This window comes from Flavobacterium sp. GCM10022190 (assembly GCF_042656445.1).
Classification (GTDB): Bacteria; Bacteroidota; Bacteroidia; order Flavobacteriales; family Flavobacteriaceae; genus Flavobacterium; species Flavobacterium nitratireducens.
The window spans coordinates 707,888-732,815 of record NZ_JBHSOQ010000001.1; the positions used below are offsets into that span (position 1 = coordinate 707,888).

The window sequence follows — 24,928 nt, forward strand, 5'->3', positions numbered from 1 at the left end:
TGTATCAAAAACCCCGAAAATTACTTAGTAGTTTTCGGGGTTTTCAATAAAATAAACATTTTAGTTCTCAAGTAATATATTTATTTATCTGAAATTCTTGGATTTGGCTTAGAATTGTTATTTAAAACGAGTCATTTTAATATTGTTTTTTGTTTTTGAAAATAAAGCCTTATTTTTAAGAAACTAAAAAAGAATTGTTTGCTATGATTTGTAAAAAAGTTCACTCTGTTCAAGAAGCATTGCAGGATATTCAGGATAATGCAACTATTATGCTGGGAGGTTTTGGATTATGTGGAATTCCAGAAAATTCCATTTCTGAATTGGTTCAAAAAGGCACTAAAAATCTAACTTGTATTTCTAACAATGCCGGAGTAGATGATTTTGGTTTAAGACTGCTTTTGCAAAAAAAAAGCTGTCCGAAAAAAATCTCGAACAGCTTTCAAAAAAGTAAATTAAACAACTTTTAAGGCATTAAAATCTCTAAAGGCATATTGTAGTTCCATCTTCTTGTTCCGCTTCCTCTAGGGGTGTCAAAATTGATTCTTGCAGCTGCTCGAATATATACTTTTCGCCCAGAAGGAATTTCTCCATTACTTTCAATAGTTATTGTTTGTCCTAAAAGATTTTCAAATTCTGAACCAGTATATTCTATTTTATTAGACCATCTTTCATCACGAGCACGATATCCTACTGTAGAGGAATAACTTACAAATAATTGAATGTCAGTTATGTTAACAAAAGAATCTTTATATCCTCCCATTGGTTCAATTTTAGATCTAAAATCTTCTTTAGAAATTGCACGTGTAATTTTAACTTTAGCTTTGATTTTTCCATTAATAATTGTTGGTTGATCTACCCATTCTACTTTTAAAAATGGTTGAACTTCATATTTAACTTTTTTTACACCTTCAATTTTTACGTTCATTGTTTCATTTGCCAATGGAACGCCATCTTGGTCCTCTCGGAGTAAAGGAATAAAAGGACCATCAATATTGATATTATATTCTCCTTTAAAAATTTTTGTATTTCTAAAAGTTCCATTTGGCATACAAAAGAAATCAGGATTTGGAGTAACATTATCACCCCAACTTAATTCTGTTAAACGCACTCTAATACCTTCTGCTCCTTGATCCGTATATACAGGTTCACCAGTTGCAATATCTACAACTTCACCTTCTATCGTTTCTTTTGGTTCATCATAGTTATCAAGCTCTATGACTTCACAAGAACAGAAGAAAAACAGAGTAAATACTAATATATATTTTGTTATTTGTTTCATACTTTCTATTATTTATTGAATTTTAATTACCTATTAGGCTGTTGATCTATTACTAGACTTTTTGCTACCTCATTTCTTGGTATTTCAAAATAATAATCAACAACATTATATTCAAAGGTTTTCAAGCTAACCCATTGAAAACGGGCATCGAAAAAATATCTTCCAGATTCGGTTGAAAAGAATGGATATAAACCTCTAAATCTGTATCTAGAATTATCACTATATTTATTTTTATCTCTATTCTCTCCCCAAAATCCATCTCTATTTTCGTAATGTTGCACTCTCCATCTGCGTAAATCCCACTTAGTTTTATGTTCTAAAGCTAGTTCTTTACGTCTTTCTTTACGAACTATATTACGTCCTCCAACATCTGCTGTAAGATTTCCTGAAAGTAAACTAGCTCCACCACGATTGCGTATTTCGTTAATAGATTCTGTTGCTACTTGTAGTAAATTTGATCCATCTGGTGAAGTTTCTCCAGCCATAGATAGTTCAACGGCAGCTTCTGCAGCATTCAATAGTACTTCAGCATATCTCATTAAAATAAAATGTTGATCTGATCTACCCTCACCAGCTTGAAATGAAGGATCTGGATTTAACCACTTACGGCCATATAATCCAGTTAAACAACCTTCACCATTATCGTAAAATGGACCATTTTCTCCTGCAGCTGTAATATTTCTACCATTATAGTTTAAAATTTCTTGTCCATTTCCTTCTCTAGGGCTCAGATATAACTTTTTAGGAGTTTGTTTATATAAGTCCAATTGTTGGTATCTTGTTTCTGCTTTACTGAAAGAATAGTCGTTAAACAATGGTTGAATTGGTTCATTTCCAGTGTAAACCCCTGCTCTAATTTCAATATCTTTTCCTTTAAATCGATCACCTGGAAAAATTACGAATGCACGTAAACGAGGTTCAGCATTTTTAAAGAAATCCATAGGAGTATTATATAAAATATAATTACCATTTACATTTGAAGTACCGGTTGTTGTTTTAATTGTTCCATCAGCATAACGGTCAAAACCTTCAAATAATTCAAGAAAATCTAAAGTAGGACAAGTACCTGATGCCAATGGAGCTTTAAAAATAAATGGTGCACTATATGCATCGTAACCATGAGCAAATGTTGGGTAATTATATTCTTTAATGTATATGTTTTCAGGGCTAGATATATCACTAAACATATCGACCATGTTTTGATATTGTGCTTCAGGGTTAGAAGCAGCCCATTTCTTTGTGTAAAGAGAATATTTTTTACTTTTTATTACTTCATTTGCGGCTAAATAGGCTTCTTTAAAATATTTTTTAGAGGCTGCTAGATATGTACTTTCGCTAAATCCTATTACCCTTACACCTGTTTTTTGTCCAATACCTGTTAAACGTCCTTGTACTGTTTCGTTGTATTTTGCAACACTTCCTGCATATAACATCGCTTCTGATTTGAATGCTAGAGCTACATATTTATTAGAATACCCTCTTTTAGGACTATTCTCTTGTAATAAGCTTGTAGCTTGATTAAAATCGGCTAATATTTGATCCCAAGTTTCTTCTTCTGAAGAGCGTTTTACTTCCAATTCACTTTGTTCAGCTGGGTAAGGAATAACTTTAGTGACAAGAGGAATACCTCCAAATCTTTTTGCCATGGCATAAAATACATTGGCCCTTACAAAATACGCCTCACCTAAGTAATGATTGTATATAATTTCAGGAAATGAATTTTTATATTTAGGTAATGTTTCTAAAAGATAATTTGCATCGCGTATTAATCTAAAGGCATTAGCCCAATATGGAGTTCTCTCACCAGTAAAAGCTCTACAAATACCATCACGATTAAGTGCTTCTCCTGTTCCTTCTATTCCCATAGAACCTAACCAAGAATTATATTCAAATCCCCATTCACCCATATATTTAAAATCCTCAAAAGGCATTTTACTATACATACTCGAAATATAGATTTCCATACCAGCCTCATTAGACATTATATCATCATCAGAAATAATATTTTTTGGATCTATATCTAGATCAGAGCATCCACTTAAGAATATTGAACTTACCAATAACAGTGAAAAAGTTCTTTTTATAATATATTTTAATTTATAATTCATATCTTCTTAATTTATAATAAATATTAGATCATTCTAAAATGACATGGAAATTCCCATTGTAACATTTTTGTTTAGTGGATATAATCTTCCAAGTTCATCATCAGGGTGTTCAGGATCTACAAATTTTACGTTAGTGATTGTTAATAAGTTATAAGCATTAACAAATAAACGGTAAGTATTAGAATTCATCTTTTTATTAGTGAATGTATATCCTAACTCAATACTTTTCAATCTAAGATAATCTGTTCTAACACGGTTAAATTCTGAATTCCCAAAAGGATAATTCCCAGTATAACCATAATAACCCTGATTCCATTTTGTTTCTGGATCATATGGGTCTGCTGATGGATCCAAAGGATGCCAACGATCAAGATATTGTTCTAAAGTTCCTCCTCCATTGGATCCCCATATAGAATATAATGGTTCTCTATATTCTACAGAACCAAGTGCTGAACCTTGTAATAGTAAATTCATATCAAAATTTTTATACCTACATTCTAATCCTAAACTAAAATTTACCCATGGTGTTTGATCGAATGCAAAAGGATGTTGATCTAAGCCGTTAATTTCTCCATCACCATTCCAATCTTCGTATTTATAATCACCAGGTAGTATATTTTTATCTTTGTAAATTTGATATGACCATATATCATCCCAGTTTTCATATCTTCCGGCACTTTCGTAACCAAATTGTACTCCTTGGTATCGATTTGTTAAGTTATCATTTCTCCATTTTTCATAAGAGTTGCCATAAGGGCCATTTTCAGAGGCAGTTAGATGCTTACTACGTGTAACTGTAGCAATAGCTTTGACTTTATATTTAAAATCACCTATTTGATAACGATGATTTAGCTCTAAGTCAATTCCGAAATTTTGATCACTATCTAAATTCTCTCTTGGAGCAGTAGAACCAATTACAGTAGGCAATTCACCATTACTTCTGGCAAATAAACCTTCTCTTTTACGATTAAAATAATCAATAGAAAATCCAAATAATCCATTCCATCCTTCAAAATCTACCCCAAAATTAAATGTATGTGAAGTAAACCATGTTATTGATTGATTGGGTAAAGCCAAAGTAGATAGTCCGAAAACGAATTTATCTCCAAAAATGCTTCCAGGAGCATAACCAGAATAATATCCATTATTTGGGTTACTTCCTGTTGCTGGATAAATATAACCTGTTGCCCAGTCAAATTCTGCCGATCCATCATCTCCTAATACACCATAACTTGAACGTACTTTTAACTGATTGATAAATGATAATTTGGATATATTTTTAAAAAAAGGTTCTTCTGATAGACGCCATCCTAGAGAGACTGAAGGGAAGAATCCCCATTGATGACCTTTGGCAAATTTAGATGTGCCATCGTGTCTGAATTGAAATTCACTAATATAACGGTTTTTAAATGCGTAATTAACTCTTCCAATTAATGCAGAATTTGCTATTTCATAAAGATCATTATTTCCAACATACATTCCTCCTATTTGATCTTGAGCTACTCCTGCAAAAAGATAATCTGTACTAAATGCTAAGTCACGTTGTGCATAGAAATTATCACCTCTTCTTTTTTGTGACTCCAATCCAATTAAACCACTTACTTTATGAGTTTCATTAAACGTTCTGTCATAATTGATGATAAACTGACCTAATAACTGATCTTTTGTAAAAACTTCTCTTCGAATTCTACTTGGAGAACTTTGATTGTATAGCTTTGAATCGTAAGTATTAGTTAAATTATTATATGCATATTGATAATATTCCTTCCTAAAACTAGTGTTGTTATCAAAACGATAGTCGTAATTGATTAAAGCTTTTGCTGATAAACCTTTAAGGGAATTAGATAAAGTGCCAAAGTCATAGTTTATTTCTGCAGTAGATTGAAAATATTTTTTTGTTGATTTTCTATAACCCGAAATATCCGAAGTCATTTTAGCAACTGTGTTTTCTTCTAAATCTAAACCTTGATAATTAAGTAAGGTATTATCACTATCAGCAAATGCAGGAAATAAAACTCCTTGTCTCCAATAATTACGAATAATATCCGAAGAGGTTGAATAAGGTGAATTTTGAACATCTGCTATACCACTAAGTTTTAAACTAAATTTTAAACCTTTAGCTATTTCTGTATCAATATTAGCTCGAATATTAAATTTATTATAATTTAAATCTCCAGATTTAAAAATTCCTTCCTGATATAAATAACTAGACCCTATGTAGTATTGAGTTTTTTTACCACCTCCGCTAATACTCAAATCATGTTCATGTTGAGGTGAAAAGTCAGAAATTATCAAAGAATTCCAATCTGTTGTTTTACGTGTTCCATTTGCAAAATCCTCAAAATCCTTAGGGGTAAAAATAACATTTCCACCATTGATATTATTCATTGCTCTTTCATTATACAATGTCATTGTATCAAAAGCATTAGCAAGTTTGGGCATTCCTGATGGTCTTTGTAAAGTATAAGAGCTGTTAATAGAAATTTTAGTTTCACTATCTGTAGACCCTTTTTTTGTTGTTACTAATAATACTCCATTTGCAGCACGCACTCCATAAATTGCAGCCGATCCATCTTTAAGTACAGAGATATTTTCAATATCGTTAGAACTCATTCGTTGAAATTCTGCCATGGTTCTTGGTACACCATCTATAACTACCAATGGACTTCCTAATCCTCGAATATCCATATTGTTATTAAATGATCCTGGTTCTGCACTTTTTTGCCAAACACGTACTCCGGCAACTCTTCCTGTAAGCATGTTTTGTGGATTCTCATTCTTTGTTTGGCGTAACTCTGATCCCTTTATACTTGAAACAGCTCCTGTCAATGAAATTTTTTGTTGTTTTCCATATCCTACAACAACAACTTCATTTAGTACTTGTTTGTCTTCGGTAAGTTCAATATTTATGGATAATCTATTACCTACTTTTTCTTCTTTAGTTACGAAACCAGTATATTTAAATACCAAAATAGTTTCAGCAGATACATCGGTTATTGAATATGAACCATTAATATCAGTTACTGTACTTTTTGTGGTATTTTTAATATTTACAGTTGCACCTACAAGAGGTTGATTGGTGTTATCCAATACAACCCCTGATACGGTTAAGTTTTGACTCCATGAAACAGTAGGGACTAAAGCTAGTAGCAATAGAACCATATACAAATATCGGGAGGCTTTTATATTATTTTTTTTTATCATAATTATGTTATAATTAGTTTAATAGCTTATTTTTCTAACTCAAATTTTGCTAAAACCGCATATTCTGCAGCATATGCAAAAGTGAACATGCCTTCTACATAATTTTTTCCTTTGTCAGGATTCCATCCTACAAGTAAGTTGATTGGTAGGAACCCGTCCTGTAAATATTTTTCATAACCATAATCTAAGTTGTTTTGAAAAGTATTTATATAATTATCAACATTTTTGTAAATAGGATATACATCTATATACCCTTGCATTAATACACTATTAAACCAATTATTAAAACCACTTACATTGTAATAATAGTAGCCTTGTTTAGGTTGATTAGGTTTAGCGAAATGATTGAAACTGATATCTGATAATAATACTGCGTGTGCTAGATATTTGTTTTCACCTGTAGCTTGGTATAAATCGGCAGCACCTGATAGCATTGTTCCCGAATTATAAGTAATAGCTGGACCTGCTTTATCTAAACATTTGGAACCTTTACGGTAAGTTACCCCATCAATATTTTCAGTTTCAGGTGTAGATGAAGTACATCCACCTACTAAATCATCATATACGCCATCCGTTCTTAGCAAATATTTTTTTTGCCATTCGTATATTTTTTTAGCATAATCTAAATAGTATTCAGTCTTTTTTAAAGTTTTCGTTTTACGTGTTTTTCGATCAACTTCATCAATATATCGATGTTCTATTTCATCGTTTTTTCCTTTGTATAATTTATGTAACCATACCAAAGGACTAATTAATGGAGAATTGCTACAAGCATGTTTTGTTACATATCCTGGTCCCCATGTTATACCTCCAACTTCAGTTCCATCTGAATTTCTTGATGTATCCCATCCATCAAGAACATATTGAGTTAGATACTCTGCTTTTTGTAGATATTTATCGTTATTGGTTATTTTATAGGCCAATAATAATTCGCGTATAAGCCACATTTGGTCATCATATACGTTTGCGATTCCATCTACTTTTGCTGTTCCTTTTGAAGTTGAACGATTAACACCATATACAGACCATGTTTTGGTCTGTGTGTATGATGTTAATTGAAAAGTTCCTAAATAATAATCAGTATTATCGATAAGCTTATCTAGAATAGCGATGTATTTATCATGATTTGCTTCCCATAGCTCAGTGTTTCCTTTTGCTTTGTAGACGTCCAATGCTTCAATAATTGCGCAAGTAGCCTGGATGGCACTGGTATACATCCAAACACTGCCTATTTCAGTAGAACTGGTTTTTAAAAATGGATTATAACTTCTAGCCATAGACATTCCTTCACCATTAAACTGCTTATTTATTACATTTTCAGTCAGTTGCATGGCTCTAAATAGGTTTTGTTCAACTAGATTTTTAGGCAATACAACAGTTTCCGTGACTTCTTTTTTATCCGGTTCATTACAGGCTGTCATTGTTAATAAAACACCTATAATGAAAAATATTTTTTGTGCTATTTTCATTATTTTTTATTTTAATTCGACCTTGTAAATTGAAACTTTATTTTCCCCTGTATTCGCTTCCCCATTATAAACTCCTAATACAATACATATATTTTTACCATTGAATTGGGATAGATCATATACAAATTGTGCATAATCATTTGGTGAGTCAGGACTTCCTTTGTCGTTTTTAAATTTCCAACATCCATCTGGTGCAGCACTGGCTTGAGTAGCCGTATTTGTTGCTGGACTAATGTGTGTTACATTACCATTGTCTTCTATTGCAGTAATTTTGAAGTATGTATAATTTGTTCCAAAGTTTCTTATCTTTAGTGATAACATATTAGCTCCTGAACTTATAGCAAATTTTGAATAGAAGTACGATTCTGGAACTTTTGTGTCTACATCTGAAGTATTACGTGTTTTTAAAACATATCCTTCAGAAGCAAATACTTCTGGATCTTTTTTGATTGGCATAAAAATCCAATTTGCTCCAATATGGTTATTATCACGCCAAGCACGATATGCCCCAACATAATTATCACGATTTCCACTTACACTACTTATTCCAGTAAAGCTTTTCTTTGTGTTTATCATTGTAGATCTGGCAGTTTCTATTGATAATTTCCAACCTGGAATAACCTCAGTTCCAGGTAACCAATCCCAGTTTACTACTTTTCTATCAGAGAATCGAATAGCTCTTAATACTAATTGTTTCCAGTAATCACCGGTTGCTTGACGGTATATCCCGATTGCAATAACTACTTCTTTTCCAACGTATTCACTTAAGTTGAATTCAACGTCTGAATAGTCACCTGAGCCATAGGTTTTTACTCCACCAATTTTAACAGCTACAGGATTGTTTTGATTAATGTCTACAACTTGTACGCCATAATATGCTGGATTATTAGCATCGGCACTATGTGTACGTAATCTTAGAGATAAAATTTTATTATCGTTTGTGATCTTTTTGCTTCCATATACAAAAGAATCAAAAACATCTAAGTTTGCTGGGTTATTTCGCTCTTCATTATTGTTTCTAATCTGTAATGTTGTCCCTTCATTTTGTTCTTCCCATGCTCCAACAAAATTTAGTGTACTCATGTAGTTACAAGCCCAATCCCAGTGAGGATATGCATCGGCATTACGTCCACCTCGATATTCGTTATAATACCATTTTTCTGCATTAATTAAATTATCAATAGTCAAACCTCTAAGTAATTCTAAATTACCCATTTGAACATCTATTGTAATAATTCCATTATTGCTGTTAAAATCTTCAATGTTTATATTTTTTTCAATTGTGCTATAGCCATCTTTTATAAATGTAACTTTATAATTTTCAGCAACTAAATTATTTATTTCATAAACGCCTAGATTATTTGTTGTGGCTGAACCAGCTACTCCAATACTAACCACAACTCCAGATAATGGTGCTCCTCCATTTTTACCATCTGTTACTTTTCCTTGTATTTTGTAGGAAGCTTTAACCATTGAAACATTTGCTGTTGCAGTGTTTTTATCATCAAAGCCACCTGCTGTAACAGTAACTGCTACCGTGAGCCACCCTGTTTTAGTGAATTTAACAGAATGTGTTTTTAAACTGATATCTTCAATTGTATATCTACCGTCATTTCCAGTTACAGTAGTTGAATTTTCTTCATCAATTCCTGAAACTGTAACAGTTACATCAGATATTGGATTTCCATCTTTGTCAGTAACGATTCCAGTTATTATCCCATCGTTGCTTGTAAAAAAATCATCTTTATTACAAGAGTTGAGTGTTAACATTATCCCACATACTATAAACGTAAATAGTAGGATTCTAAATTGGTTGGTTTTTTTCATTTTATTGATATTTAGGTTATTTTAATTTTCTTTTTTGATGTATACTTTTTGCAATTACTTTACTTTTAACATAATTACTAAAACGATTTACTATTTTGTCAATAATTTATTTCTGTCTCCATTTTTTGTTACTTAATAAATTGATTTTTTGTAATATTATTTCTGTGTTTAAGAAATAATTAAATGATTACTTATTTTATAAGCAAGAATAAAGTTTAGAGGTATTTCTCTAAAAGTATAACTTTCGAAGTTTTTTAAATTAAGATTTGTTTTTTTTATTGTTTTACTAAAACGATTTAGTAGTTTTCAAAACTATAAAATTAATTTTATTAAAAAAAATTAATTTCTCACAAAATTTATCTTAATTTTTTTGATAATTAATTTTTACAATAAAATAAAAGAGAATACAAGAATTATTTCCTTTTTTTAGATTGGTTTTCACGTGATAATCTAGTGTTAAAAGTTTAAAATCTGTTGTAAATTCTTTTCATCCGTTATTGATTCAAAATATAAAATTTACTTTTAAGTGTTATATGGTTGGTTTAAAAGACAATTTTTAAAATAATTATTTTGTATATATTAATCTTAAAACTTCATTGCTTATTGCGACAATAATTCGTTTTGTTTTCTTATTTTTAAATAAAAAGAAATCCATTTGTTATGATTAATAAAAAAGTAAATACAGTTCAGGAAGCACTTCAAGGAGTTGAAGATGGGATGACACTGATGTTAGGCGGTTTTGGATTATGTGGAATTCCAGAAAATTCCATTTCTGAATTGGTTCAAAAAGGCACCAAAAATCTAACTTGTATTTCAAACAATGCCGGAGTAGATGATTTTGGATTAGGACTGCTTTTGCAAAAAAAACAAATAAAAAAAATGATTTCTTCTTATGTAGGAGAAAATGCCGAATTTGAACGTCAAATGCTTTCGGGTGAACTTGAAGTCGAACTCATTCCACAAGGAACTTTAGCCGAACGTTGTAGAGCGGCTCAAGTAGGTATTCCTGCCTTTTTTACTCCTGCAGGTTATGGTACGGAAGTAGCCCAAGGCAAAGAAACCCGAGAATTCGATGGAAAAATGTATGTAATGGAAGAAGCTTTTCAAGCCGATTTTTCTATTGTGAAAGCCTGGAAAGGCGATACAGCAGGAAATTTAATCTTCAAGGGAACAGCCCGAAATTTCAATCCTGCCATGGCCGGTGCTGCCAAAATTACCATTGCCGAAGTGGAAGAATTAGTAGAAGCCGGTCAGTTAGATCCTAATCAAATTCATATTCCCGGAATTTTTGTGCAACGCATTTTTCAAGGTGAAAAATATGAAAAAAGGATTGAGAAGGTAACAGTGAGACCAAAACAGTAAACAGTTTTCAGTAGCAGTATTTAGTATTCAGTTTGACAAAACTTATATGAACTTAAATGTCTTATATGGTTTATAAGTTCAAAGGTTGATTAAAAAACTTATATGACTTATATGTTTCAAAAAACGAAAATTATGGCTCTAACAAAAGAAGATATAGCAAAACGAATTGCTCAGGAATTACAAGACGGCTTTTTTGTTAATTTAGGGATAGGAATTCCTACGCTGGTAGCGAATTATATACCAGAAGGAATAAACGTCGAAATTCAAAGCGAAAATGGCGTTCTGGGTATGGGGCCTTTCCCTTTCGAAGGAGAAGAAGACGCCGATGTGATTAATGCGGGAAAACAAACCATAACTACACTTGCTGGAGCGAGTTTCTTTGATTCAGCGATGAGTTTTGGGATGATCCGTGGGAAACACGTTGATTTAACTGTTTTAGGCGCTATGGAAGTAGCCGAAAACGGCGATATAGCCAACTGGAAAATTCCTGGAAAAATGGTCAAAGGAATGGGTGGTGCGATGGATTTGGTGGCTTCTGCCGATAATATCATTGTAGCCATGATGCATGTAAACAAGGCCGGAGAAAGCAAAATTCTCAAAAAATGTACGTTGCCGTTGACGGGTGTAGGTTGTGTGAAAAAAATAGTAACCGAATTGGCCGTAATGGAAGTAACGCCAAAAGGTATTCGATTACTCGAAAGAGCTCCTGGTGTTTCTTTGGAGTACATAGTTTCCGCCACTGAAGCCGAATTGATTATTGGAGGGGACATTCCTGAAATGATTATTTATTAAAAAATGAAAATTCCGTTTAACCCAATTCTTTTTGGTTACCAAATAAATGTTCACCTCATTTTGGAATACCTAGCCTTTTTTCTGGGGTTTAGGTATTATGTATTTCTTCGAAAAAAATCCAAAGATCCTATTTCAAACACCAATAGACTCTCTATAATTCTTGGGGCGATTTTTGGTGCTTTTTTAGGTTCCAGAATAATGGGGTTTCTTGAAAATCCTGATATTCCTACTTCACTCGAATCTTTAATGGAGATTTTTAATTATAAAACCATCATGGGTGGTTTGTTCGGAGGTTTACTGGGTGTAGAACTTTCGAAAAAAATAATTGGCGAAAAAGAATCATCCGGCGATTTGTTTGTTTTTCCTATTCTATTGGGAATTTTTATTGGGCGAATCGGTTGTTTTCTTTCGGGGACAAATGAATTTACCTATGGAAAAGAAACTTCCTTTTTCATGGGAATGAATCTTGGAGACGGTTTACAAAGACATCCTTTGGCCATATACGAATTGCTTTTTGTAATCCTTTTGTATATATTTTTGTTTATCATAAAAGATAAAAAAAGAGAAAATGGTTTGCTATTTCAATATTTTATGATTGCATATTTTGCTTTTCGTTTTTTTATCGAATTCTTAAAACCCAATGTGTTTTTTATTTTCGGTTTGAGCAGTATTCAGTTATTGTGTTTAGTATGCTTACTATATTATCGCAAAACCATTTTAAATCTATTTAAAAATGCCTGTTAGAAATTATACCTATTACGACTATACGTTGAGCCTTTGTCCCGAATGCTTAAAGCGAATTGATGCCAAAATTGTTTTCGAAAACGATAAGGTGTATATGCTCAAAAATTGTTTAGAGCATGGAAAATCCAAAGTTTTAATCGCTGATGATATTCCGTATTACAAAAACATCAGAAACTACAATAAGCCTTCGGAAATGCCTTATAAATTCAATACCAAAACGGATTATGGCTGTCCGTATGATTGTGGCTTGTGTCCGGATCATGAACAGCATTCCTGTTTAACAGTTGTTGAAGTAACGGACAGATGTAATTTGACATGTCCTACCTGTTATGCAGGATCTTCGCCTAGTTACGGAAGGCATCGCACGCTGGAAGAAGTCAAACAAATGCTGGATACTATTGTCCGCAACGAAAAAGAACCTGATGTAGTTCAGATTAGTGGTGGCGAACCAACGATTCATCCGCAGTTTTTTGAAATTTTGGATTATGCGAAATCTTTGCCTATCCGACATTTGATGCTCAATACCAATGGAATTAAAATTGCTAAAGACAAAGAATTTGTCAAACGATTAAAAAGTTATGCCCCTGATTTTGAAATCTATCTGCAATTTGATTCGTTTGAAAATTCGGTTTTACAAGAATTAAGAGGAGCAGATTTGAATGAGATTCGTCAGCAGGCAATTGAAAATCTGAACGAATTGAATTTATCGACCACTTTGGTTGTTACTTTACAAAAAGGACTGAATGATAACGAAATAGGTAAAATAATTGAATTTGCTTTACAGCAAAAATGCATTCGCGGTGTGACTTTTCAGCCAACGCAAATAGCCGGAAGATTAGACAATTTCAATCCTGAAACGGATAAAATGACTCTTACTGAAGTAAGAAGAAAGATTTTGGAACAAACTCAAATTTTTAATTCGGATGATTTATTACCTGTTCCCTGTAATCCAGATGCTTTGGTGATGGGATATGCCTTGAAACTGGATAATGAGGTTTTTCCGTTAACCCGATATATCAATCCTAATGATTTGTTAGATAATAGCAAAAACACTATTATTTACGAACAGGATGATGTGCTTAAAGAGAAAATGATTGAACTTTTCAGTACCGGAAACTCGGTTGAAGTTGCTGAAGAAAATTTAAAATCAATCATGTGTTGTTTACCCAATATTGACGCACCCGATTTAGGTTATGATAATTTATTTCGAATAATAATCATGCAGTTTATAGATGCCTATAATTTTGATGTTAGAGCGATTAAAAAGTCTTGTGTGCATATTGTTGACAAGGACAACAAAATTATTCCTTTTGAGACCATGAATCTGTTTTATAGAGATGCTAAAAAGGAACGTCTGGAAGAATTGAGAAACGAGATAAAATTTTAAGTTATGATAGCTTTAGAAGGAAATATTGATATGGGCGGGATATTCATTATGTTGATTTTGATTATGGTTGGTCCGCCAATTATATTATCAATTATTGGCTTTGCCATAAAAAAATACAATCCTAAACCAGCAAAAGTGCTTTTTATTCTCGCAGCCCTGTACCTGCTTATCGGTTTAGGTATCTGTGGCAGTTTGTTGGCAGGATAGGATTAATTTAAAAATAAACCGCAGAATCGACTTGAAATAATCAGCGAATCTGCGGTTAAAATATTCTATATAAACTTTTGCGAAAAACTTAGTGTTCTTTGCGGTTAATCTTTATAAATTTTCAAAGAAATCATTTCCTTTATCGTCAGTAATGATGAAAGCAGGAAAATCTTTGATAGTAATTTTACGAACAGCTTCCATACCTAATTCTTCAAAATCTACTACTTCTACTGAAAGAATGTTTTCTTTAGCCAAAATAGCAGCAGGACCTCCGATAGAACCCAAATAGAATCCACCGTAAGTTTTACAGGCATTCATCACATCTTTAGTACGGTTTCCTTTGGCAAGCATGACCATACTTCCACCATTTTTTTGGAATTCTTCCACATACACGTCCATACGTCCGGCAGTGGTTGGTCCAAAACTTCCTGATGGCATTCCGTCCGGAGTTTTTGCTGGACCTGCGTAATAGATTGGGTGATTTTTGAAATAGTCTGGCATTGGTTTTCCAGCATCCAGTAATTCTTTGATTTTGGCATGCGCAATATCACGTGCTACAATCAAAGTTCCGTTTAATTTCAAACGCGTTTTGATTGGATATTGCGATAATTTTTTAAGAATTTCGCTCATTGGCTGATTCAAATCCACTTCAACAGCTTCTTCTAAATGTGGCGGTGTTTCAGGCAATAATCGTTTCGGATTTACCTCTAATTGCTCTACGAAGATTCCGTCTTTAGTAATTTTTCCTTTAATATTTCTATCAGCAGAACAAGAAACGCCTAATCCAACCGGACATGATGCAGCGTGACGTGGCAAACGAATTACACGTACATCATGCGTGAAATATTTTCCTCCAAATTGCGCTCCAATAGCACTTTCCTGGCAAATTTGCTGTACACGTTTTTCCCATTCTAAGTCACGGAAAGCCTGACCAGCCATGTTTCCTGTAGTTGGTAAATTATCATAATAACCAGCAGAAGCTTTTTTAACAGCTGCTAGAGTGGCTTCGGCAGAAGTACCTCCAATCACTAAAGCTAAGTGGTATGGTGGACAAGCCGAAGTTCCCAAATCCATGATTTTTGCACGAATGAAAGCATCCAATGATTTTTCGTTCAACAAGGATTTCGTTTGTTGGTACAAATAGGTTTTATTGGCAGAACCTCCACCTTTTGCTAAAAACAAAAAATCATACGAAGCCCCTTTTTTAGCATAAATATCAATCTGAGCCGGAAGATTTGAACCTGAGTTTTTTTCTTCAAACATGCTAATTGGTACAATTTGGGAATAACGTAAGTTTCTTTCCTGATAGGTGTTAAAAATTCCTTTGGATAGCCATTCTGCATCATCAACACCTGTATATACATCTTCTCCTTTTTTAGCCATTACAATCGCTGTTCCGGTATCTTGACAGGAAGGCAATTCGCCATCGATAGCTACAACGGCATTTTGCAATAAATTGTAAGCTACAAATCGGTCGTTGTCGGTCGCTTCTGGATCATCAAGAATCGCTCTTAATTTCTCTAAATGCGAAGTACGCAACATAAAAGAAACGTCTTTCATTGCTTCTTGCGAAAGTAATTCTAAAGCTTTTGGATCAACGTTCAAGATTTCTCTGTCGCCTAATTGTTCCACTTTTACGTAGTCTGAAGATATTTTACGGTATTGGGTATCGTCTTTTAAAATTGGATAAGGATCCTGATAAATAAAGTCCATGGATATTTTATTTTTTTGTCAAAGATAAAAAATTATTGCCGTTGCATAAGGCTTTAACAGCGGTGATTCCTTTAAAAAATCACACTTTTTGTTATAAAAATTAATAAAAAAGAGATGCTCATCTATATGAAAAGCATCTCTTGATTCGGTTTTAGTAATTATTTTTTAACTCAATAAACTAGTAAGTAAAAAGATAATCAGTAACCCAATTGCGATGTATTTAGTGTATTTTGACATTTTTATTTGTTTTTAATTAACTGAAATTAGCTTAACATCAAAAATTAATACCGAACCACCTGGAATAGAATTGTAATTGTAACTGCCATAGCCCAAAGTAGCAGGAATCAAAAGTTTTCCGCTTCCTCCTTCTTTAAAATACGGAATTCCTTCCGTCCAGCCTTTAATTACTTGTTGCAGATTAAAAGAAACTCCACTGGCAGTACTTTGATCAAAAACAGTTTTGTTTGTAAAATAACCTTTGTAGGCAACAGTAACATTTGAGGTTGATGTAGGTTGTTTTCCAGTTCCCGCTTCGTCAATAACATAATACAAACCAGATTCTGTTTTTACGGCATTTAATTGATTGTCAGAAATATATTTTACGATTTGAGCATCATTAGTGGCACTAAATTCAACCGCCAATAATTTAATTTCGAAAATTAAAACAGAGCCTCCAGGAATTTTTTGATAATTTTTACTTCCATAAGCTAAATGTGCTGGAATCAACAGAATACCACTTCCGCCTTCTTTGAAGAAAGGAATTCCTTCAATCCAGCCTTTAATTACTTGTTGTAAATTAAAAGAAACTCCAGTTGTACTGCCTGTGTCAAAAACAGTTTTATCCGTATAATAACCTTTGTAAGATACAGTAACTACTGAAGTTGATGTAGGTCTTTTTCCTGTTCCTTCTTCATTGACTACATAATACAAACCAGAACTTGTCCTTTGTGCATTCAAATTATTTTCTGCGATATATTCTTGAATTTCAGCTTCATTTTGCGCACTATAATCTATCAACTTTTCGGAATCATTACTGCATGACATAAAAAATACAGCAATAATAGCAAGAAATGAATATTTCATTTTAAGTAAATGTATTTTGATAAAATTTATGATAATAAACTAGTAACTAAAAATAGGATAAGTAAAACTATGGCAATGTATTTCGTGTATTTTGACATTTTATTTGATGATTTATAGGATATAATTATTTGTTTTGACCTGGTGCATAATACTTAGCACTTTTACTTCCCGTCATTTTTTTTGCTTGCCCAGGAGGAATTTTTCCTGATGGGTTCGATTTATTGTAGTAAACACCACAGCTTATCAAACTAGTTATTAAAAAAAGTAAGATTAATAGAATTGCGATATATTTAGAATATTTCTTCATTTTGTAAAATTAATAGTTGTGTTGATTCTAAACTCAAAAGAATGAAAAAAAGCTTGATAATCCTAATACCAAAAACTAATAATTAAATTAAAAAAACCAGCTCGCCACGAAAATAGCGGTTATGACACAAATTACATCCACTAAAAGCATTGTTCCAAGAGCGTAACGAGTGTTTTTGATATTTACCGAACCAAAATAAACCGCAATAACATAGAAGGTACTTTCGGCACTACATTGGAAAATAGAGCTTAATCTTCCTGTCATCGAATCGGCACCAAAGGTATTCATAGAATCGATTAAGAAACCTCTTGAACCAGCTGAGCTAAAAGGGCGCAACAAAGCAACAGGCAATGAATCTACAATTTCTTTATTTACTCCCAAATTCGAGAAAACAAAGCCCAATCCATTGCTGATGATTTCAAATAATCCGCTGTTTCTGAATAGCGAAATAGCAACAAGCATCCCTAAAACATAAGGGAAAATCGTTACTCCAGTTTTTACGCCGTTATTCGCTCCTGATACAAAAGCATCAAAAACAGTGGTTTTAGCTTCGGTAAATTTTGATTCCTTCATAAACGAAAGGAGAAGCGTAGCCACAATAATCACCAGTAAAATCAATGCCGATAAGTTAGAAGTGAAATAATTTTTACCAATTAAATCCAAATGATTTACATACATCAGTAAACCAATAATAGCACCGATTAATCCCATTAAAGCAGCCACTAGAGAGGCACTTTTGAAATTGATTTTTTGTTTGATTCCCACAATTAAGAAAGCAGCAATAGTTCCAATGAAAGAAGTAATGATACATGGCAACATTACATCGGCAGGATTAGCTGCACCGGCTGCCGCACGATATCCAATGATGGAAGTTGCAATCAAAGTTAAACCAGAAGCATGCAAACACATGAACATGATTTGGGCATCACTGGCTTTGTCTTTTTCGGGGTTGAGTTCCTGCAAACTTTCCATCGCTTTCAGTCCGAAAGGGGTTGCCGCCGAATCCAATCCGAGGAAATTGGCAGCAAAATTCAAGGTCATGTACGAAATAGAAGGATGGTTTTTAGGGATACTTGGAAACACTTTTACGAATACTGGACTCAGTACTTTAGCCAGTTTTCCGGAAGCTCCGGAGATGATTAGAAGTTCCATCAAGCCACAGAAAAAAGCCAAATACGCAATCAAAGGCAGGATTAAATCTACTAAAGTGTTTTTACAAGTGGGTAATAATCCGTCCGATTTTTGAATGCCGCTGTAGATTTTAACGGTTTGGTTTTTGTAAACATAAGTCGTATCCGCATTTAGCGTATCACGATTGATAATCATAGTCTGATCTGGCGCTTTTTTAATGCTGTCTTTGATGAAAGCAGGAAGCTGTTCGGTAAATTTTTCATTGATTAAGATAGGTTCGTCTTTTTTGCCATTCAACACGTTATCAATGGTGTATGCATCATTAGTAAACAAACTCACAAAAATAAAGGCAATTGACGAGATAAAAATTGCCAACCAGAATCTACTTAATACCATAATTTATAATTTTTGTAAATGTAAATATTTAAATTACATATTAAAAAACAATCAAGATTAAAAGATTTATATTATAATTTATTATAACTTTAATTAAAATTAGTTTTTCATTCATTACTTTTGCCAAATAAAACACTAAAAACTAAATTACTATGACAACTTTAAAAGTTATTTTAATGTCTCTTTCTACGTCACTTGGTTTAGTTAAACAACAAGTGGTTAGAACATTTGGAAGAGATACTTCTATTGTTGATAAAGAAGCAGTTGATGTTATTTTGTCTAATTCTTCCAACAAAAAAAAACTTATTGATAGATTAAATCAGAATAGTCATTCTTCAGTTGAAATTGAAATTGATGGTAATGACTTTAATTTTGTTAATTAAGTTTAATCATGGAAATAGCATGGAATTCTATCATCCTTTTTTTGCTATTCATTTTTCCAGGAATTGTATTTAGAAGATTTTATTATGTTGGAGAATTTTCTAAACAATTTAATTCTTCTAATTGGATTAATACTTTTTACATTAGCTTAATACCTGGGTTGATTATACAGGTCTTTTCTTATTTTATTTTTATAAATTTAATTTATAAAAAATTACATCCTCAAGAAACTCCAAATTTTAATAATTATAATTTTTTAAATTCAATTTATGTAAAATTAAAAAGTAACTCTTTACCAAAAGAGTTATTTGATTTTGAATTAATTTGTTGGATATTGGGATATATGGCGGTTGTTATATTTATCTCTTTTATAATAGCACAATTATGTTGGAAAATAGTAAGAACTTTAGATTGGGACAAAAAATTTTCTCCTTTAAGATTCAATAATTATTGGCATTATTATTTAAGCGGAGAATCCTTAAAGTTTAAAGATTTTAGAGGTATTCTCCCAAATCAAAAAGTTTTATTAACTGAAGCTGATGTTTTAGTTGATTTGGGAAACGAAGGCACTAAACTTTATAAAGGATTTTTAAGACAACATACGATTTGCAAAAATACAGGTGATTTAAAAGCAATATATCTTACAGATGTTAGGAGATATAGAAAAGACTTACCTCCGAACAACATCAGAGAGGTTCCAGGACATATAATGATCATTCCTGCTGAAAAAATTTTAAATATTAACCTAACGTATATCACAAAAAGTGAAAAAATTATAAATTATTCAGCATTGATATTGATAATATTAAACTTAACTATTTTATTAATTTTAATGTTTAACCCATTAAATATTTTTCTTAAAAACACGACTTTATTAGGCGATATTATTGGTAGATTTTGGTTGTTTTTAGGCTGGATTTTAATAGCAACATTATTTGATACATTTGTAAATCCAAACAAACGGGCGGATATTAATCAATCTAGATTTGGCTTGCTATTTTTAATATTTATAATTTCAATAATAATTTATTTCTTCTTTTACTTGTAAGAAGTAATTGTTTCTAAACATGAATAATCTCCTCTTCAATCAATAAATCTTCTCTACGTAAACGCAGGAAAATCTGAGCTACAGCAATGGTGTCTTTTTCGCAATAGGTTACAATGCGGTCAATGTCTTTTTCGACATAAAAAACATGACCTACCTGACTACCATCGATATCGCCTTTTGGAGAAGGAATTCCAAGCACTTTACACATCAGTTTCAAAGAAGTGAAATGTTTGTAATCGCCAAACTTCCACAATTCCAGGGTGTCTAAATGCGGAATCTCCCAAGGTTTTTTGCCAAAAAGATTCAGTTTGTCTGGAATGGCAATATTATTAATAATCATACGGCGAGCGATAAAAGGAATATCAAATTCTTTAGCGTTATGGCCACAAAGCATGTGCTGAGGTCCATTGAAATGGTTGTTCAACAGATTGCTGAAATCTTTCAATATTTTCTTTTCTTCTCCAAAGAAAGAAGTCACTCTAAAGTTTCGTATGTCATTTTTATTGGCAAAAAAACCAACGGATATACAAACAATTTTTCCAAATTCTGCCCAAATCCCAGCACGCTCATAAAATTCCTCAGCCGAGATTTCTTCCTTACGCTGGTATTGGGTTTTTTGTTCGTACAAAGCCTGCATTTCCGAATCCAATTCGTTAAAATCGGCTGTTTCAGGAACAGTTTCAATGTCCAGAAATAAGATGTTGTTGAGATTTATTTTTTCAATCATCCGTTTATGTTTTTACAAAATTAGTGTACTCCCAGCATTTTATAGCTTTCTTCCAGATATACGAATAAGTCTTTACTATGCGGATTTTCGATAGTTCCCTTATGTTCTTTGTTTCCTAATCGAACAATGATTAACTGATCTTCAGGAATGACAATCACATATTGGCCTAAATGACCTCGCATGTAAAAAAGCGGTTTGTTTTTGTATTGGCTTAGCCACCAACCATAACCATATTGAGGTGATTCTTTAAAACGTGGTCTTACTGATTTGGCAACAAAAGCACTGTCTAAAAGTTGTTGGCCGTTCCATTTGCCGTTGTGAAGATAGAGTTTTCCAAAACGGGCAAAATCCCTAGCGTTACTGGCGACACAACAGAAAGCCTTTACCAATCCTTTTTTATCGGTTTGCCAGAAGGCATCACTCTCGGCGCCCATAGGTTTCCAGAAAGATTCCGAAACATAATCGGCTAATTTTTTTCCTGTGGCTTTTTCAATGCACATAGCTAGTAATTGTGTGTTTCCGCTTAAGTATTTATAGGTCTTTCCGGGTGTGTCGATTCCTTTTAAACCTAAAATAATCGGGGTTAAATTGTCATCAAAATAGGCTTGAGTGGTAATTGAAAAAGGGCTGTAGTAAGCTTCATCCCAGTTTAATCCTGAAGCCATAGAAGCCAAATCGCCCACAGTCATTTCAGCTGATTTTCCTTTGGAGAATTCAGAGAAAAAATCACTGACTTTCTGGTCTAAACTTTTAATTTTTCCTTCCATGATGGCTTTTCCTAAGGATGCAGACACGATACTTTTGGCCATGGAAAATGAATTCGATTTGGAAGAGGCAGCGTAATCATCATAATAGTTTTCGTTCCAGATACTGTCGTTTTTTATAATTACAAAAGCGACTGTTCCCATTTCTTTATGCAAGTCTTCTAATTTAGAAGTTGGTTTTACCTTGTTATAATCTTTGGCTAAATCCCAGGGTTGTGGTTGATTGCTTTTCTGAATGATTGCATTATCAAAGTATTTGTAATCATCCAAAAAAGCTGTTGAATGTCCGTTGAGGTAGGTCACCCGAACTGCTCTTAATAAATAATCCTTTTTAAAAATATAAAGTGAAAGTATCAGAAGTCCTATCACAATAACGAATCCGATTAGAATTTTTTTGAGTTTTTTCATGGATTTGGATTTAGCTTCGGTACGAATTTACATAAAAAAAGATAATTGAAATTATCAATTATGCTTTTAATTAAACCATTCAGGAGTTAAGATTCTTCGTTTTCTTTGCGTAAAACTTTGTATCCTTTGCGGTAAAGTAGAATCTTAATTTACCTTAATTTCTTAATGGTTAAAATCTGTTAAAGGTTAATCGTATTGTTATTGTTTAAAACAACAATTCTTGTTTTCGGGCAGGATTTTCGTGTTCCAACAACCATTTTTTTCGCCACAAACCACCAGCATAACCCGTAAGTGAACCATCGGTACCAATAACTCTGTGGCAGGGAACTACAATCCAAAGCGGATTTTTTCCGTTTGCGGAAGCTACTGCACGAATGGCTTTCACATCGCCTAGTTTTTTGGATAAATCCAAATAGCTCATCGTTTTTCCAAATGGAATTTCGATTAATGATTGCCAAACTTTTTGTTGGAATTCGGTTCCTTTTGGATTTATTTTGAAATCAAAGTCTGTTCTTTTCCCATCAAAATAGTCCTGAAGTTGATGCACGGCTTCTTCTAAAACAGCAGGAATTCTTTCAGTTATTTCTCCATTATCCTGAATGGATATTTTCGAAATTCCGTTTTTATCACCAATAATTTTAGCGATTCCTAATGGAGTTTTGAAAAAAGCGGTTTCTGTATTACTGTTCATTTTTACTTTTTTTTTGGGTCAAAAATGTGATGGCTTTTTGAGCTATTTCCGATGGATTTCCTTTTGGTGTTGCCAATAAAATATCGGTATAACGCTGTGCTTTTTGAAGGTTTATATATTTCAATTCAGGATAATTATGTGTTTTTTGTATCGCCGAAGGAACAATGGAAATCCCTAATCCATTTTTTACCAACTGGATTATGGACGAAATATTGTTTGATTCGTGAACGACTTTTGGTTTAAAACCATATTGCGAACAAATTTCCAATAAAGCATCATGAAAATGTGGAGCATAATCTTTGTTGAAAAAGACAAAGGTTGCCGTTTGTAAGTTTTCGAAATCCTTATCAGATGTAATCGGATAATGATTTTTATTGAATACCAATGAAAAACGGTCTTTGAACCACAACTGCGAATCGATTTTTGGAGAATGTAAAGGCGCACGGATAATTCCAAAATCAATTTTACCTTCTTCCAAGGCTGCAATTTGTTTCACAGTAGGTACTTCATACAATCGAAAATTGACATAGGGATATTCATTCGACAAATACTGAATCAATTTTGAAATATCTCCTGAAAAAGTAGAACTCACATAAGCAATCCGGAATTCACCACTTTTATTTTTAGATATTTTTTTGGTCGTTGCGTTAATACGTTCCAAATTTTGAAGTAATTCTTGAACTTCTTTTTGGTAATATTTACCAGCTTCGGTTAGGATAACCCTTTTGTTATTGCGTTCAAAAAGCCTTGCACATAGTTCGGTTTCTAACTCTTTTATTTGACGGCTCAAAGGGGGCTGCGAAATAAATAACTTATCGGCAGCGCGCACAAAGCTGCGTTCTTCGGCTAATTTGAGGAAATATTTAAGGTGGCGTAATTCCATAAATACCTAATAAGTATTAATAATTGACAAAATAAGTATTTTTAAGTCATATATAAAAATTCTAGGTTTGTGAAATAAAAATCTATTTCGCTGAGTATTAGCCACGAATTCACGAATTAATTTTAAAATCGGAAAACAAGAATTATACGAATCAATTAGTTAAGCTTATTGTTAGTGAAATATTGAATTTAGTTAAAAATAATAGTTCGTGAATTCGTGGCAAATAACAGATCCAAACAATTAAAAATTGAATTATGAAGAAATCAACAGTTGCAGAAATCAGAGAACGTTTTGATAATGAGGTAGAACGTTTTTCTAATTTAGAAACGGGGCAAGTGGCTACTATGGATGCTACCATTGCTTTGGAATTAATTACAAGTACGGCAAAAGCTGTAAAACCAAATGCCAAAAGTATTTTGGATTTAGGATGCGGAGCAGGAAATTATACCTTGAAAATTCTTTCTAAAGTGGCGGATTTAGATTGTACTTTGATTGATTTGAGTCAGAATATGTTAGATATAGCCAAAGAGCGGGTTTCTGCTGAGACGAGAGGAAATGTAGCTACTATTCAGGGCGATATTCGGGATATCGAGTTACCTAAAAATCAGTTTGATATTATTTTGGCTGGAGCCGTTTTACATCATTTACGTGAAGATTCCGATTGGGAAATGGTATTCCAAAAAATGTATGATAGTTTAACGCCTGGAGGCTGTTTTTTAATTTCGGATTTGTTGGTTCAGGATCATGTTGAGGTAAATCAAATTGTTTGGAAAATGTATGCTAATTATTTGATAGGTTTAGGAGGGGAGGAGTACCAACAAAAGGTTTTTGATTATATCGAAAAGGAAGATACACCACGCTCGATGAGTTATCAATTGGACTTGATGAAGAAAGTAGGTTTCTCTTCGGTAGAAATATTGCATAAAAATGCCTGTTTTGGTGCTTTTGGAGGAATAAAATAAACAAAAAACCCTTTCTGCAAATGAAAGGGTTTTGAGTATTATTAAGTGTGTTTTA

General features: G+C 32.8%; 21 protein-coding genes and 1 pseudogene. 9 read left to right on the forward strand and 13 right to left on the reverse strand.

What is annotated here, in order from left to right:
• Positions 1 to 203 precede the first annotated feature (203 nt).
• Positions 204 to 434: pseudogene (locus ACFPTQ_RS03075) on the forward strand (CoA-transferase); the annotation flags it as partial.
• A gap of 29 nt (positions 435 to 463) precedes the next feature.
• Here the strand turns inward: ACFPTQ_RS03075 and ACFPTQ_RS03080 are convergent.
• From ACFPTQ_RS03080 to ACFPTQ_RS03100, 5 genes are read right to left on the reverse strand one after another with little or no spacing between them, the layout of a single operon-like run.
• A complete protein-coding gene (locus tag ACFPTQ_RS03080; protein WP_379773723.1) occupies positions 464 to 1,279 on the reverse strand; it encodes a DUF3823 domain-containing protein in 816 nt (271 codons plus the stop codon).
• Positions 1,280 to 1,305: 26 nt separating this feature from the next.
• Complete coding sequence (locus ACFPTQ_RS03085) at positions 1,306 to 3,387, reverse strand: RagB/SusD family nutrient uptake outer membrane protein (RefSeq protein ID WP_379773726.1); 2,082 nt, start codon at positions 3,385 to 3,387, stop codon at positions 1,306 to 1,308.
• A 33-nt stretch (positions 3,388 to 3,420) separates the two neighbouring features.
• Positions 3,421 to 6,591 carry a SusC/RagA family TonB-linked outer membrane protein gene (locus ACFPTQ_RS03090; protein WP_379773728.1) on the reverse strand — a complete coding sequence of 1,057 codons (3,171 nt, stop codon included), beginning with the start codon at positions 6,589 to 6,591 and terminating at the stop codon, positions 3,421 to 3,423.
• A gap of 26 nt (positions 6,592 to 6,617) precedes the next feature.
• Positions 6,618 to 8,060 carry a glycoside hydrolase family 76 protein gene (locus ACFPTQ_RS03095; RefSeq protein ID WP_379773732.1) on the reverse strand — a complete coding sequence of 481 codons (1,443 nt, stop codon included), beginning with the start codon at positions 8,058 to 8,060 and terminating at the stop codon, positions 6,618 to 6,620.
• Between the two features lie 6 nt (positions 8,061 to 8,066).
• Positions 8,067 to 9,887, reverse strand: coding sequence for a carboxypeptidase regulatory-like domain-containing protein (locus tag ACFPTQ_RS03100; RefSeq protein WP_379773734.1), 1,821 nt, complete (start codon positions 9,885 to 9,887; stop codon positions 8,067 to 8,069).
• 660 nt (positions 9,888 to 10,547) lie between these two features.
• On the opposite strand from ACFPTQ_RS03100, the gene ACFPTQ_RS03105 reads away from it, so the two are divergent.
• The 5 genes from ACFPTQ_RS03105 to ACFPTQ_RS03125 all read left to right on the forward strand — a co-directional run bounded on the left by ACFPTQ_RS03105 (position 10,548) and on the right by ACFPTQ_RS03125 (position 14,379).
• Positions 10,548 to 11,249 carry a CoA transferase subunit A gene (locus ACFPTQ_RS03105; protein ID WP_379773737.1) on the forward strand — a complete coding sequence of 234 codons (702 nt, stop codon included), beginning with the start codon at positions 10,548 to 10,550 and terminating at the stop codon, positions 11,247 to 11,249.
• Between the two features lie 132 nt (positions 11,250 to 11,381).
• Positions 11,382 to 12,041 carry a CoA transferase subunit B gene (locus ACFPTQ_RS03110; protein ID WP_379773739.1) on the forward strand — a complete coding sequence of 220 codons (660 nt, stop codon included), beginning with the start codon at positions 11,382 to 11,384 and terminating at the stop codon, positions 12,039 to 12,041.
• Between the two features lie 3 nt (positions 12,042 to 12,044).
• Complete coding sequence (locus tag ACFPTQ_RS03115; protein WP_379773742.1) at positions 12,045 to 12,785, forward strand: prolipoprotein diacylglyceryl transferase; 741 nt, start codon at positions 12,045 to 12,047, stop codon at positions 12,783 to 12,785.
• Complete coding sequence (locus tag ACFPTQ_RS03120; RefSeq protein WP_379773744.1) at positions 12,775 to 14,172, forward strand: radical SAM protein; 1,398 nt, start codon at positions 12,775 to 12,777, stop codon at positions 14,170 to 14,172. Before ACFPTQ_RS03115 ends, ACFPTQ_RS03120 begins: the two co-directional genes overlap by 11 nt.
• A 3-nt stretch (positions 14,173 to 14,175) precedes the next feature.
• On the forward strand, positions 14,176 to 14,379 hold the full coding sequence (locus tag ACFPTQ_RS03125; RefSeq protein WP_379773747.1) for a hypothetical protein: 204 nt from the start codon (positions 14,176 to 14,178) through the stop codon (positions 14,377 to 14,379).
• 111 nt (positions 14,380 to 14,490) lie between these two features.
• Here ACFPTQ_RS03125 and ACFPTQ_RS03130 read toward each other — a convergent pair whose 3' ends face one another.
• The 4 genes from ACFPTQ_RS03130 to ACFPTQ_RS03145 form a co-directional block, all read right to left on the reverse strand.
• Entirely contained in the window at positions 14,491 to 16,092 is a 1,602-nt protein-coding gene (locus ACFPTQ_RS03130; RefSeq protein WP_379773750.1) for a fumarate hydratase, read from the reverse strand.
• Positions 16,093 to 16,341: 249 nt separating this feature from the next.
• Complete coding sequence (locus ACFPTQ_RS03135; RefSeq protein WP_379773752.1) at positions 16,342 to 17,175, reverse strand: FKBP-type peptidyl-prolyl cis-trans isomerase; 834 nt, start codon at positions 17,173 to 17,175, stop codon at positions 16,342 to 16,344.
• Between the two features lie 124 nt (positions 17,176 to 17,299).
• Complete coding sequence (locus ACFPTQ_RS03140) at positions 17,300 to 17,482, reverse strand: hypothetical protein (RefSeq protein ID WP_379773755.1); 183 nt, start codon at positions 17,480 to 17,482, stop codon at positions 17,300 to 17,302.
• A gap of 87 nt (positions 17,483 to 17,569) precedes the next feature.
• On the reverse strand, positions 17,570 to 19,009 hold the full coding sequence (locus ACFPTQ_RS03145) for a nucleoside recognition domain-containing protein (RefSeq protein ID WP_379773757.1): 1,440 nt from the start codon (positions 19,007 to 19,009) through the stop codon (positions 17,570 to 17,572).
• Between the two features lie 176 nt (positions 19,010 to 19,185).
• Between ACFPTQ_RS03145 and ACFPTQ_RS03150 the strand changes: the two genes are divergently transcribed.
• Both ACFPTQ_RS03150 and ACFPTQ_RS03155 read left to right on the forward strand, forming a co-directional pair.
• Positions 19,186 to 19,392, forward strand: a complete 207-nt coding sequence (locus tag ACFPTQ_RS03150) for a hypothetical protein (RefSeq protein ID WP_379773759.1) — start codon at positions 19,186 to 19,188, stop codon at positions 19,390 to 19,392.
• A gap of 8 nt (positions 19,393 to 19,400) precedes the next feature.
• Entirely contained in the window at positions 19,401 to 20,438 is a 1,038-nt protein-coding gene (locus tag ACFPTQ_RS03155; protein ID WP_379773761.1) for a hypothetical protein, read from the forward strand.
• Positions 20,439 to 20,451: 13 nt separating this feature from the next.
• On the opposite strand, the gene ACFPTQ_RS03160 is transcribed toward ACFPTQ_RS03155, so the two are convergent.
• From ACFPTQ_RS03160 to ACFPTQ_RS03175, 4 genes are all read right to left on the reverse strand, one after another.
• Positions 20,452 to 21,165, reverse strand: coding sequence for a 3'-5' exonuclease (locus ACFPTQ_RS03160; RefSeq protein WP_379773764.1), 714 nt, complete (start codon positions 21,163 to 21,165; stop codon positions 20,452 to 20,454).
• Positions 21,166 to 21,185: 20 nt separating this feature from the next.
• Complete coding sequence (locus ACFPTQ_RS03165) at positions 21,186 to 22,337, reverse strand: serine hydrolase domain-containing protein (RefSeq protein ID WP_379773766.1); 1,152 nt, start codon at positions 22,335 to 22,337, stop codon at positions 21,186 to 21,188.
• 205 nt (positions 22,338 to 22,542) lie between these two features.
• The gene (locus ACFPTQ_RS03170) at positions 22,543 to 23,028 is read right to left on the reverse strand and encodes a methylated-DNA--[protein]-cysteine S-methyltransferase (RefSeq protein WP_379773769.1); all 486 of its coding nucleotides are present in this window, start codon (positions 23,026 to 23,028) and stop codon (positions 22,543 to 22,545) included.
• A complete protein-coding gene (locus ACFPTQ_RS03175) occupies positions 23,018 to 23,911 on the reverse strand; it encodes a LysR family transcriptional regulator (RefSeq protein WP_379773771.1) in 894 nt (297 codons plus the stop codon). Before ACFPTQ_RS03175 ends, ACFPTQ_RS03170 begins: the two co-directional genes overlap by 11 nt.
• Positions 23,912 to 24,165: 254 nt before the next feature.
• Between ACFPTQ_RS03175 and ACFPTQ_RS03180 the strand changes: the two genes are divergently transcribed.
• Entirely contained in the window at positions 24,166 to 24,873 is a 708-nt protein-coding gene (locus tag ACFPTQ_RS03180; RefSeq protein WP_379773773.1) for a class I SAM-dependent methyltransferase, read from the forward strand.
• Positions 24,874 to 24,928 lie beyond the last annotated feature (55 nt).